14 protein-coding genes and 1 pseudogene are annotated in these 15,823 nt (G+C 50.7%); 13 read left to right on the top strand and 2 right to left on the bottom strand.

The genetic code is table 11. The features are described from left to right. Nucleotides 1-544 precede the first annotated feature (544 nt). The 5 genes from ACTRXH_RS14425 (at nt 545) to ACTRXH_RS14445 (ending at nt 3,939) form a co-directional block, all read left to right on the top strand. A complete protein-coding gene (locus ACTRXH_RS14425; RefSeq protein WP_474282723.1) occupies nt 545-1,642 on the top strand; it encodes a GGDEF domain-containing protein in 1,098 nt (365 codons plus the stop codon). Between the two features lie 32 nt (nt 1,643-1,674). Next, a complete protein-coding gene (locus ACTRXH_RS14430; RefSeq protein ID WP_474282725.1) occupies nt 1,675-1,926 on the top strand; it encodes a hypothetical protein in 252 nt (83 codons plus the stop codon). Between the two features lie 23 nt (nt 1,927-1,949). Next, on the top strand, nt 1,950-2,798 hold the full coding sequence (locus ACTRXH_RS14435; protein ID WP_474282727.1) for a GNAT family N-acetyltransferase: 849 nt from the start codon (nt 1,950-1,952) through the stop codon (nt 2,796-2,798). 155 nt (nt 2,799-2,953) lie between these two features. Beyond that, a complete protein-coding gene (locus ACTRXH_RS14440) occupies nt 2,954-3,232 on the top strand; it encodes a hypothetical protein (RefSeq protein WP_474278336.1) in 279 nt (92 codons plus the stop codon). Nucleotides 3,233-3,279: 47 nt separating this feature from the next. Further along, the gene (locus tag ACTRXH_RS14445) at nt 3,280-3,939 is read left to right on the top strand and encodes an SOS response-associated peptidase (RefSeq protein ID WP_474282729.1); all 660 of its coding nucleotides are present in this window, start codon (nt 3,280-3,282) and stop codon (nt 3,937-3,939) included. Between the two features lie 431 nt (nt 3,940-4,370). Here ACTRXH_RS14445 and ACTRXH_RS14450 read toward each other — a convergent pair whose 3' ends face one another. Continuing rightward, nucleotides 4,371-5,225, bottom strand: coding sequence for a MurR/RpiR family transcriptional regulator (locus tag ACTRXH_RS14450; RefSeq protein WP_474263103.1), 855 nt, complete (start codon nt 5,223-5,225; stop codon nt 4,371-4,373). 186 nt (nt 5,226-5,411) lie between these two features. On the opposite strand from ACTRXH_RS14450, the gene ACTRXH_RS14455 reads away from it, so the two are divergent. The 7 genes and pseudogenes from ACTRXH_RS14455 to ACTRXH_RS14485 all read left to right on the top strand — a co-directional run bounded on the left by ACTRXH_RS14455 (nt 5,412) and on the right by ACTRXH_RS14485 (nt 12,799). Beyond that, nucleotides 5,412-6,989 carry a gluconokinase gene (locus tag ACTRXH_RS14455; protein ID WP_474282731.1) on the top strand — a complete coding sequence of 526 codons (1,578 nt, stop codon included), beginning with the start codon at nt 5,412-5,414 and terminating at the stop codon, nt 6,987-6,989. Then, nucleotides 6,986-8,338: a GntP family permease gene (locus tag ACTRXH_RS14460; RefSeq protein WP_474263099.1), complete on the top strand. Its 1,353-nt coding sequence runs from the start codon at nt 6,986-6,988 to the stop codon at nt 8,336-8,338. The genes ACTRXH_RS14455 and ACTRXH_RS14460 overlap by 4 nt, the downstream gene beginning before the upstream one ends. A gap of 22 nt (nt 8,339-8,360) precedes the next feature. Further along, nucleotides 8,361-9,260, top strand: coding sequence for a phosphogluconate dehydrogenase (NAD(+)-dependent, decarboxylating) (gene gnd / locus ACTRXH_RS14465; RefSeq protein WP_474263097.1), 900 nt, complete (start codon nt 8,361-8,363; stop codon nt 9,258-9,260). Between the two features lie 136 nt (nt 9,261-9,396). Then, entirely contained in the window at nt 9,397-11,415 is a 2,019-nt protein-coding gene (fliD, locus tag ACTRXH_RS14470) for a flagellar filament capping protein FliD (protein WP_474282733.1), read from the top strand. Between the two features lie 173 nt (nt 11,416-11,588). Beyond that, a pseudogene (gene fliS / locus ACTRXH_RS14475) lies at nt 11,589-11,963 on the top strand (flagellar export chaperone FliS); the annotation flags it as partial. Next, nucleotides 11,963-12,319: a flagellar protein FliT gene (gene fliT, locus ACTRXH_RS14480; protein ID WP_474282735.1), complete on the top strand. Its 357-nt coding sequence runs from the start codon at nt 11,963-11,965 to the stop codon at nt 12,317-12,319. The pseudogene fliS and the gene fliT, both read left to right, overlap by 1 nt. A 96-nt stretch (nt 12,320-12,415) precedes the next feature. After that, nucleotides 12,416-12,799 carry a DUF8042 domain-containing protein gene (locus ACTRXH_RS14485; protein ID WP_474263091.1) on the top strand — a complete coding sequence of 128 codons (384 nt, stop codon included), beginning with the start codon at nt 12,416-12,418 and terminating at the stop codon, nt 12,797-12,799. A 32-nt stretch (nt 12,800-12,831) separates the two neighbouring features. Here the strand turns inward: ACTRXH_RS14485 and ACTRXH_RS14490 are convergent, their stop codons facing one another. After that, nucleotides 12,832-13,854 carry a DUF6612 family protein gene (locus tag ACTRXH_RS14490; RefSeq protein ID WP_474282737.1) on the bottom strand — a complete coding sequence of 341 codons (1,023 nt, stop codon included), beginning with the start codon at nt 13,852-13,854 and terminating at the stop codon, nt 12,832-12,834. A gap of 525 nt (nt 13,855-14,379) precedes the next feature. Here ACTRXH_RS14490 and ACTRXH_RS14495 point away from each other — a divergent pair. Then, nucleotides 14,380-15,807: an NAD-dependent succinate-semialdehyde dehydrogenase gene (locus ACTRXH_RS14495; protein WP_474282739.1), complete on the top strand. Its 1,428-nt coding sequence runs from the start codon at nt 14,380-14,382 to the stop codon at nt 15,805-15,807. Nucleotides 15,808-15,823 lie beyond the last annotated feature (16 nt).

Here is a 15,823-nt window from a genome sequence, read left to right on the forward strand (position 1 = left end):
ACGAGCTTCTTCCGCATTCCGCTTCATCATGCGCCATAACCCCTTTCCAGGCTATTTCTTTTTATCATAGCATAAAAGAAATGCCGACACGCTCTAAAATTAGAGCCATTGTCGACACTCTGAAACATTTATAACAATGTTTTTACGTAATCATCATACGGTGTGCAGGAGGATAATTGATGCTCGAAAAGCGAGTACAGCAATTTTTTAAATCGAGACTGGCCTTTAAAAGGGCAGTCTTGTTTAGTTTGTTGACCTTCTAGGAATATTCTCACGACAATGAACAGGTTTATGCGCGGATGAAATTGGTTATGAAGGGTATTAATCACTGTTTTTGATTGAAAATGCATATGATTTAAGCATTTCATGATAAAATACGTACAATAAAAGATGATTGCGGATGAAGGAAATTCATATTCTTTATTGATTACATATACCTAAAACTTAAGACATGTGATAAAATTAGTCAACACTATGAAACTACCGTATACTTACTTAAATATTCGCAAAATGGAGAGCGTTCCTAAGCAGAGCGGGGGATAAAATGAAGCATAAAGAAATAGCGCAGATTAAAACCCAGGAAGTGGTGAAGCGTGTCGCTCTGTCGATGCTTGTTTTGGTTCCGGTATTTATGCTCGTGAATTTTTATGATGTGCTTTTTTTGGGCACGCCGCTTGAAAGAGAGGGACTGATTACAAGACTGCTTACGGGCGTAGTTATCCTGGGGCTCGTGCTTTGGATCTTATTCCGGCGCAGCGTGGAGCAGCGGGTACAGCGGAATTATTATCATGCTTTGTTCGATCAGCCGCTTTCCCCGGTGTTTCTTTTGAATGACCAGGGGAGCGTCATTGAAGTAAACGAAAAACTGCTTGAAATGCTGAACAAGGAACGTCACACAGTAATCGGCCTTTCGATGAAGGAATTAAATTTTACGGATCACGCGTTAGTGGAAAAATATATAAACCGGGTCATGAAAGGGAACTCCCAGCACTTTGAAGTAAACCTGCGGAGGCAGGACGGATCGCTTATGGAGCTGGAAGTGATGGCAAGCCCGGTTTTTATGTATAAACGTATTATTGGCATGATAGGGATTATCCGGGATCGTTCCAAGCAGAATGCGAACGTCCGCAAGCTTGAACGTCTCGCGAACGTGGACGGCCTGACGGGCCTGTCCAACCGGCGGGCGTTTAACGATGCCTTTGAACGGTACTGGAGTGAAGGCATGGAACGCCAGTCCCCGCTTGCGGTGATGATGATTGATCTGGACGAATTTAAAAACTTCAATGATACGTACGGCCACCTCGAGGGTGATGAATGCCTCAAGCAGATTGCCGGGGCTATCCACGGGGTGTGCATGCGTTCCGGCGGCATGGCCTCCCGTTTCGGCGGAGAAGAGTTTGCGCTTCTGCTCCCGAAAACAAACAATAAAGAAGCCAGGGCAATTGCCCACGCAATCAGCGACGAAGTAGACAAATTGAATATCCGCCATGAAACATCGAGGGTGAGCCCGAAGGTGACGGTCAGCATTGGCGTAAACGTTGTGGTTCCGGCTATTCACCGCCGCCGGGAGGACATGATGCTTAAAGCGGATCAGGCTCTTTATGAGGCAAAAAGTAATGGGAAAAATATGGTGAAACTGTAACAGACACCCGTGCAGCACAAAGAGGTGACAGAATGGATAGCAGGCAGCAAACGGCTGCGAACAAAAAATCGATATATGCAGGGCGCTTAAAGAAGGATTTCTTCGGCAGCGCCCTGCTTCTTTTAGTGACAATAATCCATTGGCTGTCGGCTGATTTCACAATGGGGACGTATTTGTTTTACGGAGTGGTTTATACGGTGCTCGCAGCGGAGGATATGTATATTTACCGTAAATGGAAAGCAGAACAGTTGTGGATAGAGGAAAGCCTGCGGCGCAAACTATAAACGCCAGGAAGGAGCAATGTCAGATGAAGCTGACGATACACCGGTTAACGGAAAACGATATTCCGGCACTTGCAGAACTGCCCCGGGAAGTGGGCTGGGACTACGATGAAGCGGAAATGAAGGCGGTGCTCGCTTCGGGAGTGGTATACGGTCATAAAACTCCGGAAGGCACGGTGGTCTCCAGCTCGGCTGTAATTCCATACGGGGAAACGGCGGCTCTCGGTCTTGTTATTGTCCGGGAGGCTTACCGGCGACAGGGGCTGGCCCGGGAAGCAGTGAAGGCGTGTTTGGATTTGGTGCCGGAGAAAGCCAGTGTGATGCTGTTTGCCACTAAAGAAGGGAAACCGTTATACCGAGAGTTTGGGTTTGAAGAAGCAGGCCCGGTGTACAAATATACCGCCCCGGGCCAAACGTTGAATACAAACAGCACTATTCTGCCGAAAAATATAAGAATGCACGAATCCTCCGATTGGGGCAGCATACAGCAGCTGGACCGTGAAGCGTTTGGGGAAGACCGGGAAGCTTTTTTACGCCACCGGTTTGTTCAGGCATATCGTTCTCTTGTATTAATAAACGGAAACAATCAGCCGGTAGGCTTTGGTCTGTCGATCTGGCATGAAGGGCAGCTGCTGATTGGCCCGGTCACAGCTCCGGATGAAAGAGGAGCAGCTGCATTAGTTGAACAGCTGATTGAAGCGCATCCGGTGAAGGTCCGGATTGATCTTACCGCAGAAAGCAGCATTATAACGAAAATGCTTGGGAAGTACGGCTTTGAAAAACAGAGCGAACCGCATAGGATGGTGCGGCATCCCGGAAAGTTAGGCTCCAGGAACGGGACCTTGTACGCTATTGCTTCACAGATCTTCGGGTAAAGAACAGGCCTTCGTTAAAATTAAATTTTCATGAAGCTTACTGCCTGAAACAGGATATCTGGTGGCAGATTGTGTTACTTTATTAGGAGAGAAGTGCGGGGGCATGAAGATTTGCCTGGATTTTATTAATGGTGGGGAACCGTGGGAGAGATATCATGATCAGTGGACCATTCACAACATCTATACTTCCAGGAGTTATAGCTGTCCTTTTTACGCTGCTGTTTGTGCTGAAGGGATGGGCGCTCTGGGTAAAGCTGCTGCCGGGAATTGCACTTATGGCCGCAGCCATTTCGCTTTTTTATTACGGCTATATGCATATCCGGGGGTTTGAGGGGGCATCTTACGGTATTCTGGGAGGATTTTTAAGCCTCTATGCCGTCGTATGCTTTGTAATAGCCGGCTGGGATTTGCGTAATAGTAATTTTTTTAAGTAGAAAGCTCGTTTTTTGGGTACATAAGCTGTAAAAGGAGGTATCCCGTGATGTGTGGAAGATACACGCTCGTTCATTCTAAAGAGGCGTTGGAACGAGCCTTCGGCGCAGCATTTCCGGAAGGGGAGGAAAGCTACAACGTAGCGCCGTCACAGAAAGTGCTGGCGGTGGCCTCCTCTACTGAACAGACGAAAGCCGGCTGGCTGCAGTGGGGGCTGATTCCATCCTGGGCAGATGATAAGAAAATCGGCCATAAAATGATCAACGCCCGGGCGGAAAGCGTTGATATCAAGCCAGCGTTCCGCCGCCTGCTTGAACGCCGGCGCTGCCTGGTTATTGCCGATGGGTTCTATGAATGGGACCGGGAAGGCGGGACAAAGCAGCCGTACCGGATAACGGTCGACAACGAAGCGTTGTTTGCGTTCGCCGGCCTGTGGGACAGGTGGGAAGGCGAAGATGAAACGATCACGTCCTGCACGATCATTACGACCGAAGCCAACGACTTAATGAAGAGTATTCACCACCGGATGCCGGTGATTCTGGATGAAGCCGCACGAAAAACCTGGCTTGATCCGCATGAAACCGATAAACAAGTGTTAAAATCACTGCTTCAGCCATTCGACGCTTCCCGGATGACGATGTATCCTGTAAGCACCGAAGTAAACAGTCCAAAACATAATCATGCTGCATTAATCGAACGCTCGGGGTAAAACAAAGAGCCCGGCTTTTCCTGTAACAAAGGAGAAGCCGGGCTCTTTTTGGTTGAAGTCTACATCCGTTAGTGTCGACTTTCATCGAACTTTCTTACAGCAAGGGCGGCTACGATCTTCTCGCTGTCCAGCTTCGCCACCCAGCCGTCCAGTCCATTGGCTGCATCCTGACTTCACCGTCTTTCGACGCTTCCAGCCAGGATTACGCCAGCCGTCTGGGGCCTGCGTAGCAGGTCAGTTCGATGTTGTCACGAAAGTGACGTCTTTCATCGAACTTCCTTCCAACAAGGGTGGCTCCGCTTTTCCTGCTGTCCAGCTCTGAGCGTTATCACCCGGGTCCATTCGCATTTTCAGTTCGTTTGTGACTTCGTCTCAAGCCGACTGAAAACGGCGAGCCGTCCCGGGTGGTGACCGAACGCTCTCCGCTTTTCCTACACCTTTTTTCTTGCGACGGCTTTGCGCATTTTAGCCACAGCTTCCTGTGCCTGGTCTTTCTTCTTGATGCAGTAATTTACATACAGGCCGTCGAGGAGCGAGAGCTCGGCAAGCCTGGAGGCGAGCGCTTCGGAGCGGTATTCGGTTTCGCGGGAAATGGTCTGCAGCGTCAGGTCGGCCTTCTGGCTTATCGGCGTTTTGGCATAGCTTGTAATAGCGATAATGCGTGCGCCCTGTTCTTTGGCCACATCCATCGCTTCGAGGACGTCTTCATTGGCCCCCGAGTGAGAAATTACAATCGCTACGTCGTCTGGCTTCAGCTGGGAGGCGGCCATGACCTGCCAGTGGGCATCAGTATATGCGTGGCTAGGAAGTCCCGTGCGCATAAACTTGTGCTGGCCGTCCTGCGCAGTGACGCCGGAGCCGCCGCTTCCATAAAAATGGAGCTCTGATGCTTCAAGCAGGTACTCGACCGCCTGGCGGACAGTGTTTTCATCAAGCACCTCCTGGGTGTAGGTGAGCGCATTTTTATTGCTTTGAAATACCTTGGACATAATCTCCGCTTCGGTGTCGCTTTCCTGGATCGTTTCATGAATGTCTTCGATCGGTTCGATAATGTCAGAAGCGAGCGCGATTTTCATCGCCTGGTAGCCTTTAAAGCCGAGCCGCTTGCAGAAACGGAACACGGTGGCGTCTGCCAGGGAAAGCTGGTCGGCTACCTGATTGATGGTCGAATGGACGATGGTTTCGGGATTTTGCAGCATATAGTCGGCGATTTGCTTTTCTTTATCACTAAAACTGTTGTACAGCGATTGGATCCGCTGGCGGACGTGAGTCGTTTCGGTAGCCATGAGTATCCCTCCGGAGAAAAAAGTCTTACCTTTATCATAAAGGAATAAATTTCACTTAGCTATTAAAATGCACGAAAAAAATTTTCTTAAAACGCTTGCATAGAATTTTATTTCACGTATAATAACGAATTGAGAAAAATATTTTCACCAATTGAAAGCGTTAGCGAAAGCGAGGGAGTAAATGTTATGGCTGAGTCACTTACAGCCGGCGTAGACATAGGCACAACGAGCACAAAAACGCTGGCGTACGATACAGACGGAAAGATCTGGGCGGAACGAGAGCTTGAATATCCAATTTATTCTCCGGACCCGGCCTGGAAGGAGCAGGACCCCTACGAAATTCTTCGCGCCGTCGAACAGACGCTGAAAAACGTCGTCGAAGACGTCGCTAAAGAAGGAAAACATATTGGCACAATCGGCTTTAGTGCAGCTATGCACAGCATACTCGCTGTAGATGAAAACGGTGAGCCGCTCACACAGGCACTCACCTGGGCGGATCAGCGGTCGGTGCACGAAACCGAAACAGTAAAAGCCGAAAACGGGCAGGACATTTTTGAACGGACCGGCACCCCGATTCATCCAATGGCGCCGCTGACGAAAGTTATGTGGTTCCAGAAGCACCGGGAAGAAATCGCCGTAAAGGCAGCGAAATGGATTTCGGTGAAGGAATTTCTTTTTCATAAATGGTTCGGGGAATACATTGTTGATTACTCCATCGCTTCCGCTTCAGGCCTTTTCAATATTCATAAAAAAGAGTGGGACGACAGAGCACTGGCTCTTGCCGGTATTACAGAAAATCATTTGTCCCAGCCGATGAGTACGACGTACGAGCGCAGTGACTTAAACAAAGATGTTTGTAAGCGGCTGCATTTACAGGAAACGACAACAGTCGTCATTGGGGCAAGCGACGGAGTGCTTGCAAACGTCGGCTCCGGAGCGCTTGAGGAAGGCGTGGTTGCCTGCTCGATCGGTACAAGCGGAGCGATACGCACGGTCATCGACCGGCCGTACACGGATCCGAAGGGACGAATATTCTGCTACGCGTTGACCGATGACCTGTGGGTGATCGGCGGTCCGATCAACAACGGCGGTATAGCACTTCGCTGGATGCGGGACAAAATCATGCCGGATCTAAAGGAAGAGTGCCGCAAAAATGGTACAGATCCTTACGACGTGCTGACGGAAATGGCAGAAAGCGTGATGCCGGGTTCCGACGGTCTGCTGTTTCTTCCGTACATGACCGGTGAACGCGCCCCGTTCTGGAACAGCGATACGAAGGGCGTATTTTTCGGCCTGACGCTGCACCACGGGCGCGAACAGATGGTCCGGAGCGTTATGGAAGGTGTCATGATGCAGATGTACGCCGTAGTAGTGGCGTTGATTGAAGCCGGTATCAACATTAAAGAATTCCGTGCCAACGGCGGCTTTGCCCGTTCGGAACTGTGGAAGCAGATGATGGCCGACATATTCGAAAGCGACATTGTCGTTCCGGATAGCCACCAGAGTGCCTGCTTCGGCGCCGCCTGGCTCGCCATGACGGCCACCGGGCAAAAGGACAGCCTGGATACGATTCACGAACTGATCCCGATCGAAACACGGCAATCCCCAATTATGGATAACGTGACAGCATACCGGGACTTGAAGCCGATTTTCCTCCGGCTTGCACGCAATCTTCAATCTGAATTTTCCGCGATTGCCGACGTGCAGCGTGCACACGCAGAAGGCAAACGCACACTATCAACTGAAAAAGGAGAAATACTATGACGACTTCAGCACCGTGGCTCATTATTGTAGCCGTATTAGCAATTGTTGCACTGTTATTTTTAGTTATGAAGACGAAGCTGCAGGCCTTTATTGCCTTGCTTCTCGTCAGTTTCCTCGTCGGTATCGCCGTCGGCATGCCGCCAAGTGAAATTATAACGACCATCGAAGAAGGGATGGGCGGCACCCTCGGATTTATTGCCGTCGTGATCGGCCTTGGGGCCATGTTTGGGGAAATGCTCCGGGTGTCCGGGGGCGCAGAACGCCTGGCGCTGACACTTGTTGATAAATTTGGAGAAAAGAACGTCAGCTGGGCACTTGCACTTACAGGCTTTATCGTTTCGATTCCCGTCTTTTTAGACGTTGCACTTGTTATTTTAATTCCAATTGTATACAGTCTTGTCCGTAAAACGAAAAAATCACTCGTATACTACGGTATTCCGCTTGTAGCTGGTCTTGCCGTGACGCACAGCTTTATTCCGCCAACGCCGGGACCGATTTCGGTTGCTTCGATCATCGGCGCGGATCTCGGCTGGGTCATTCTGTTTGGTACAATTGCCGGCCTTCCGGCAGTAGCCATTGCTGGTCCATTGTTCGGTAAATACATGGCGAAAAAAATCGACATCGGCGTTCCGGAATACATGATGGAGCAGATGAGAAACGTCGAGTACGACCGCGAGCTGCCAAGCTTCCGCAGCGTTCTCGCTATCATCCTTCTCCCGCTTGTGCTGATTCTGCTTAACACAGGATCCGGGGTTTTCCTCGCAGAAGACAGCACAGCATATGAAATACTGTCCTTTATCGGGGACCCATTCTTTGCACTAACTGTTGCAGCACTTTTAACATTTTATGTGTTCGGTATCCGCCGGGGCTACTCGAAACAGGAAGTACAGCAGATTACGACGAAAGCCCTTGAGCCGGCCGGTATTATCATTCTTGTTACCGGTGCCGGTGGTGTATTCGGTGAAATGCTGATCCAGTCAGGCGTTGGCGATGTACTCGCAAACGCGATGGAAAACGCGAACATGCCAATTCTTGTCTTTGCCTTTATCACAGCTGTTCTTGTCCGTGTAGCCCAGGGCTCTGCGACCGTTGCGATGGTAACAGCTGCCGGCCTTGTAGCGCCGCTGCTTGAGACATATGACGTCAGCGAGGCAATGCTCGGTCTGCTTGTTATTACAATTGCTTCCGGTGCCACAGCCTTCTCCCACGTGAACGACTCCGGGTTCTGGCTGGTCAGCAGGTACTTCGGCCTGAATGAAAAACAAACGCTCCAGACATGGACCGTTATGGAAACAATTATCGGTTTTGTTGGCTTTGGTGTGGCACTGATTTTAAGTATCTTCGTATAAATAGAAAAGAGGAGTGGAGAACATGAAAGCAGGAATTATTGGGTTAGGAAAAATGGGGTATAATATCGGCCTGCAGATGCTTGACAAAAATCACGACGTTGTTGCCTATGACCTGTCCGAAGAATTTCGCGAAAGCTTTAAGGGTGACGGAGGAAGCACAGCCGCCTCCCTGCAGGAGCTGGTGGATCAGCTTCCGAAGCCGCGCATCATCTGGGTGATGGTGCCGGCCGGGGATGCGACCGATCAGGTGCTTACCGAAACGGCATCGTACCTTGACGAAGGTGATATTTTAATCGATGCCGGCAACTCCCATTACAAGCGGACACTGGCTCATTATGAAGCACTTGAAGCAAGGGGCGTCCACTTTTTCGACGTCGGCACAAGCGGTGGCATTTCCGGTGCAAGAAACGGCGCCTGCCTGATGATCGGTGGACGCAAGGACATCTTCCCGGTGCTCGAGCCGCTGATGGAAGACCTGTCGGTGGAAAACGGCTACCATTACACCGGGGAAGGCGGCAGTGCCCACTACTTGAAAATGGTGCATAACGGCATCGAGTACGGCATGATGGCCGCGATGGGCGAAGGATTTGAACTGCTTGAAAAGGGTCCGTTCGACTATGACTACGAGCAGGTCGCCCGCGTCTGGAACAACGGCTCGGTCATCCGCGGCTGGCTGATGGAGCTGATGGAGGAAGCCTTCCGCGGCGATGCGAGACTCGACGACATCCGCGGCGTGATGCATTCGTCCGGCGAAGGCAAGTGGAGCGTGGAGTCCGCGCTCGAATACGAGGCAACAACTCCGGTCATTGCGCTCTCGCTCATGATGCGCTACCGTTCGCAGGAAACCGATACCTTTAATGGCAAAGTGGTGGCTGCCCTCCGTAAAGGCTTCGGCGGCCATGCCGTAGAAAAAAGTGAATAGCAATGTCCCAGAGGCCCGGATGGTATCCGGGTCTTTTTTCGTATTTTAGAAAAACTGCGGCAAATGCTTCAACTGCCTTAAAGTATTTCCGATAGTAACAGTAACGAAGAAAACGGCAGAAGGGAGCCTATCATTTATGCGAGTATCCGGGTTTGCTTCAGGAATGGATATTGACCAGACAGTAAAGGATTTAATGCGGGCGGAGCGCCAGCCGATCAATAAGCTGAATCAGCAGAAACAGACGCTCGAGTGGCAGACGGAAATGTATCAGGATGTAAACAAGCAGTTTTTTGATTTCCGGAACACGATTTTTGATTCGATTATGAAAAAATCGTCGATGACGGACCGCTCAGCGACATCTACTAATGACAGCCGCGTGAGTGCCAAGGCGTCCGCAGATGCCGGCAATGCCACCTATTCGATCAGCGAGGTGAAGCAGCTGGCGAAATCAGCGTCGCAGAGCAGCTCGGAACGGGCGACCGGGCCTGATTTTTCCGCTACGGAAGCGGTTGGCAGTCAGACATTTGCAGACGGAAAAGGACCGCAGTGGAGCGAAGGTGTGATTCAAAGCAAAACGATTAACGCCGACGGCGGTACGTCCTACAGCGTGGAAGGCAGCAATCTTAAACAAAACACGGACGACATGATCGTGAAGGTAAGCGGAAAACAGTATGAGGTAGTGACCGGCACGGACCCGCTCGAGCCCGGCCAGGTGCGCGCCAGCTTTAACGGCGGCCAGATTGATCTGGAATTTGGTTCGGCGGTAACGAAAGGCAAAAGCATCAGCGTGCAGTATGCAGCGGTAGATGAAACCAAAACAATTGAAGCGGCTACAGCCACCTCTTCTTTTTCGCTCGGTAAAGGCGCGATTGATCCGGATAAGCTGAACATCACTATAGACGGTGGTAATGCGTTGACAATTGTGACGGATCCGGAACAGGAGCTCGCGGCAGGTGAAGCCTACGTGGATACGAAAACAGGAAGAGTGACGCTCGGCGAAGCGGCCACCGGAACGATTGACGCGACATTCACCCAGCAGTATTCCACGAATACCATTACGACCTTTGATAAAAACGGAAACGAACAGAAAAACAAATTTACGTTCACGAGCGCGCAGTCGATGAATAACATTATGAGCGCAATCAGCTCGTCCGGAGCGGGAGTGAGTGCATTTTACGATGAGCATTCGGGTAAAGCAGCGCTCACCCGTTCGGAGACCGGTGACTTTAACAAAAACGGCGATGAAATGCTTTTTTCGGGTGACTTTTTCAATAACACTTTGGGTCTGAATAATGTCGAGGGTGAGTCCAACCAGGGCGAACAGAATGCTGTGTTTACGATGAACGGACTTGAAACCGAGCGTGTGAAAAACACGTTTGACGTAAACGGGATGAGCATCACTCTTAAAGAAACGTTCACTGAAGCAGACGGCGCGGTAACGCTTGGATCGGATACAAATACCGATGGTGTCATGGACACGATTAAAGGATTTGTTGAAGAGTATAATAAGATCGTTGAAGATGTGAACGGGAAGCTGAATGAAAAGGTAAACCGGGACTTTAAGCCGCTGAGTGACGAGCAGAAAGAAGAAATGAGTGAAAAAGAAATTGAGATGTGGGAGGAAAAAGCCCGCAGCGGTCTGCTCCGCAGCGACAGCTCCATTTCGAATGTGATGAACAATATGCGTTCGCTTTTGTACGAGCAGGTGGGGGGCACCGATTCAGCATATAATACGCTCTATTCGATCGGCATTACGACAAGTTCGAGCTACACCGACAACGGCAAGCTCGAAATCGATGAAGACAAGCTGCGCCAGGCGATTGAAGATGACAGTGAAGGGGTGTACCAGCTGTTTGCCGCGAGCGGCTCAACAACTGAAACCCAGGGACTTGCCCGCCGGATGAGGGAAACGCTCGACAACGGCGTGTCCGCTCTTGCTGAACGGGCCGGGGGCTACAAAGGTAAGCTGCTTCCGCACCAGTTTACACTCGGCCGCAATATGGAAAACATCGACGACCGTATTGCCCAATTTGAGGACCGGATGGCATCAGTGGAAAACCGGTATTACCGCCAGTTTACAGCGATGGAGCAGGCGATGAGCCGGGCCAATTCGCAGTCCAACTATTTGATGCAGTTTATGAACAACGGCCAGTAATAACAGCACCTTCTTGAGGAGGAAGAAAACATATGAGTTTTAACCAGGCACAGGCAATGTACCAGCAGGCAATGAAGCAGACGACTGCACCGGATAAAGAGAAGCCGCAGAAAGCATTCACGCCAAAACAGGCAGTACCTGCTCCGAAGCCGGCACCGGTCAAAACGAATCCCTACCAGCAGCAGGCAATGCAGACCGCCTCACCGGCAGAGCTGACGCTCCTTTTATACAACGGCTGCCTGAAATTTCTCCAAAAGGCGGAGAAGGCGATGAATGAGGGAAAGGTTGAAGAAAAAAACAAGCTGATGATTCGGGCCCAAAACATTATCGGAGAGCTGATGATTACGCTGAAAACGGACAGCGATCTTGGCAGCAGCATGATGCAGATGTATGACTACATTTACCGCCGCCTGATTGAAGCGAATGTCAGTAATGACACAGACGCTCTGCGGGAAGTGTACGGACTTGTCGCAGAGTTCCGCGACACATGGAAGCAGGCGATGCAAAAAGACCGGGAGAACCGTTTCCGTGAAGGCGGCCGGGTGTAATGAGTGTAATCCGTGAACTGTATGTCACTACCCGGGAGCTGTACGAGAAAGTGGCGCAGCCCATGCCGGAGAATGAACAGCCAAGGGATGATTACATTGAGAGCGTAGATCTTTTTCTGCAGGCACGGGACAGACAGCTGAAGGACCTGCCGCCAGTAGAGGAATGGTCAGAGGCCGAGCGTCAGCTCGGGGAAGAGACGGTCAAAATGAATCTTTATATTGACGACCGGCTAGCCGGCTGGAAACAGGTGATCCGTACGGAGCTGCAGGGAAGCCGTCAAAAACGCCGCCATATGGGAAAATATGAGCAAACCGGCGCCACGGCTTCAGCCTATTTTTTCGACAGCAAAAACTAATACGTAAAACCTTCAGGCCTCGACCTGAAGGTTTTTTTATGTATGCGTGCTTCGATTATGTTATAAACGGCTTAAAGGACAAAAAAGGGGCAGGTAATGATGAGTGAACATCTCCGCAGGGCAGAAGCAACATTTCTGGAGCAGTACAGCGACTGGCTGCAGATGGTGCAGGAAAGTATGGTACAGGTGACAGGCTTTTACCGGGAAGGGTTTGAAGAAAACGGAGACCGGCTGCTCGACAGCACGACCAGGGAGTCCTCGCTGTTTTCCTCGCAGACAGTGACCATGGCGTATCTGTTTGGACAGGAGGAAGAATGGAAGCAGGATCTTGAAGCTTTCGAGCAGGCAACGGAAGAAGTGCGGGGCCTGATAGATGCAGAAGCGATGAGCAGCGCCGAAAAGATGCGATACGTTGCTTCGGTATATATGCCGGTGCTTGAACGCTGGAAGCTGCGGGTGACAGCACTCGCGCGTAAATAAACAGGCAGGGAGCCGGCTCCCTGCCTGTTTATTTATTCGTCGCTGCCCTGTTCGGAAAGAGGCGGCAGCCCCAGCCTCTGTTCAAGCGTCGGCAGAGAGCCGTGATCAATAATCCAATTCGCCGGCTGGCGGTCCGGATACATGAGCTCGGAAATACTCTGGCCTTCAATCTGGCTGAACCGTTCACCTTCCTCCCACTCCTGCAGATTTTCAAAGTTCAGCTCTTCCGCCGTAGCGATGACGTTGGAAGGAGCACTGATTGTCTGCTCATTGTTTACCTCATCATAGGCAAACGTGAGGGACTGAGTGGAGGAAGCAGTCTGCGGAGTCTGACTGTTATTCATGGCAATTTTAAAATCTGCCTGAATGCTTTTAGTCTGCATCGAGTCCTTATCGATAGTAATAGTGTAGACAGTATCTTCCAGGCTTCCGGCAAACAGCATGTCGTCAATTAAGTTGTCAAAATCTTCATTGGTGAAACCAACCGTGCTCTTCACGAGCTCACGCATTTGGTCGGAACGCCCTCGCGCCTCGATCACGTATTCCGACTCCTGTTCGTCCATTTGAAAATCTGTAGCGTAAGCTTCGATCAGCTCCAGCACAGCCGATGGTTCGCCGATGGACTGGCTTGAAGCACTCAAATCACCGGTGAATTCATCCGGATACTTGATCCATTCTTCCTCTGCAGAATCATACGTAAAAAAGCCTTCGGCCGTCAGGTAGCGCTCGATTTCCTTGGGCTCCTGCTCGGTCGTCTGCAGTGTCGAAGACTCATGATAGGCGAACGGATCGGTACCGACCTCCACATGGGAGGTGAGCTCATTGGTAACCGGCTCTTCCTGGGCCGGGCCGATGGTCTGGTTCATGTTTATATTAATAGAATAACGGTCTAATTCCTGCATATATTCAATACTTTCAGAAAGAACCTCATCAGAAGCCGGTTCCTCATCTGAAGCTTGGTTTTCCGTGGGATCTGGTTCATTGTCAATGGATGAACATCCTATCGGAAGGACGAGACTTAAAGAAACGAGAAGTACGCCAAAAGACTTCCTCATGGAACCTCCGACCTCCATCTAAAATTCGTTTTACATATCTTTTAAGAATACCACACTTTTACACAAAAAAGAATAAGACCTCGTTCACGGTTGTCTTCCACCGCTTTCCAGAGAGGGAGGAACAGATATGGACTGTGTAGTGGAAAGTGTCCTCGGGAACAGGAGACCATAAGAAAGAAACCCGGCAGATGCCGGGCTTCTGGTGCCCGGGACGGCCGCTTAGACAAGGGGAGCGGCGCCCGGACGGACAGAACAGTGTGGGAGGTTGCTGCTGTCAGAGGTATAAGGGGAAATATGTAGAAGAGTAAGCAGCCGAAGTGCTGCTGCCTGGTACTATCATATGTTCCGGAGCACCGGAATACAAGGGGAGCCGCGCTTTTAGGCTTTATTTTGAAATAGGGGCTTCTGCCCGTGTTCTATTCTAAAATAGGGAGCGCCTGATTTATAAATGAGCAGAATAATAATTGAGAATTGCGGGTATAGAACGAACGATGCACATTCCGCATGAAAGGGAGTAATAATGGTATGTTTGGAAAAATATATATTAACGGTGAATGGAAACAGGCAGACGAAGGAACCATCGATGTCGTGAATCCGGCAAACGGAGAAGTAGTGGGAGAGACGGCTAACGCAGGCGAAGCGGAAACGAAGGAAGCAATTAATGCCGCCCACGAGGCGTTTGATTCCTGGTCGAAGACGACGGCGTACGAACGGGCAGACATTCTCCGCAAGATTCACACCCTCATGATGGAGCGCCAGGATGAACTCGGCGAGCTGCTGACAAAGGAAATGGGTAAACCACTTGCGGAGGCAAAAGGCGAAGTAGCCTATGCGGCCTCCTTTATTGAATGGTACGCAGACGAAGCAAAACGGGTATACGGGGAGACCATTCCATCCGGTTCGGAAAACAAGCGGCTGATGGTGATTCACCAGCCAGTCGGCGTGGTCGGCGCGATTACTCCGTGGAATTTTCCGCAGGCAATGATCACCCGTAAAGTAGGACCGGCTCTTGCCGCAGGCTGCACGATCGTGCTGAAGCCAGCAAAGAATACGCCGCTGTCCGCCGTTCGTTTCGTGGAAATATGTGAAGAAGCGGGCGTACCAAAAGGCGTTATCAACCTGGTTACCGGCCAGAGCTCGTCGGCGATTGGCAATGAACTGATGTCGAACGAAAAAGTCCGTAAGGTTACATTTACAGGCTCCACCGAAGTCGGAAGCAATTTGATGGAGCAGGGCGCCCAGGATATTAAAAAGCTGTCGCTTGAACTCGGCGGCCATGCGCCTGCACTCGTCCTTGACGATGCAGACATCGAAAAAGCGGTCAATGGCGTCGTGGCCTCAAAATTCCGTGCGTCCGGACAGACATGCATCTGCGTCAACCGTGTGTATGCCGATGAAAAGGTATACGAAGAGTTTGTCGAAAAATTTGCGGAGGCATGCAAGGACCTGAAGGTCGGCGACGGTATGGACGAAAACGTGAAGGTCGGCCCGCTGATTGATAAAGACGCATACGACAAAGTTGAACGTCACGTACAGGATGCTGTCGATAAAGGCGCAAAAGTTGTAACCGGCGGCAACGGTTATGAAAAGGACGGCGGCTATTACTTTGAACCGACCGTGCTCCGTGACGTCAACCATGACATGATTATCATGCACGAAGAAACGTTCGGTCCGGTGGCACCGGTGCAGAAAATCACCAGTGATGAAGAAGGTGTCAAGCTCGCGAACACGACGCCGTTCGGTCTTGCTTCGTACTTCTTTACCGAAAACATGTCCCGGGGCATGAAAATTGCCGAAGGACTCGAATACGGTATTGTCGGCTGGAACGACGGTGGCCCTTCGGCCGCCCAGGCGCCGTTTGGCGGCTGGAAGCAGAGCGGTATCGGACGCGAGGGCGGACGTCAGGGCATTATGCCGTTTCTTGAAACCAAATATATTTCAATGGGATTATAATAGAAATACAGACTGC

The sequence above is a fragment of the Marinococcus sp. LNHM5E3-2.1 genome, from assembly GCF_056034365.1.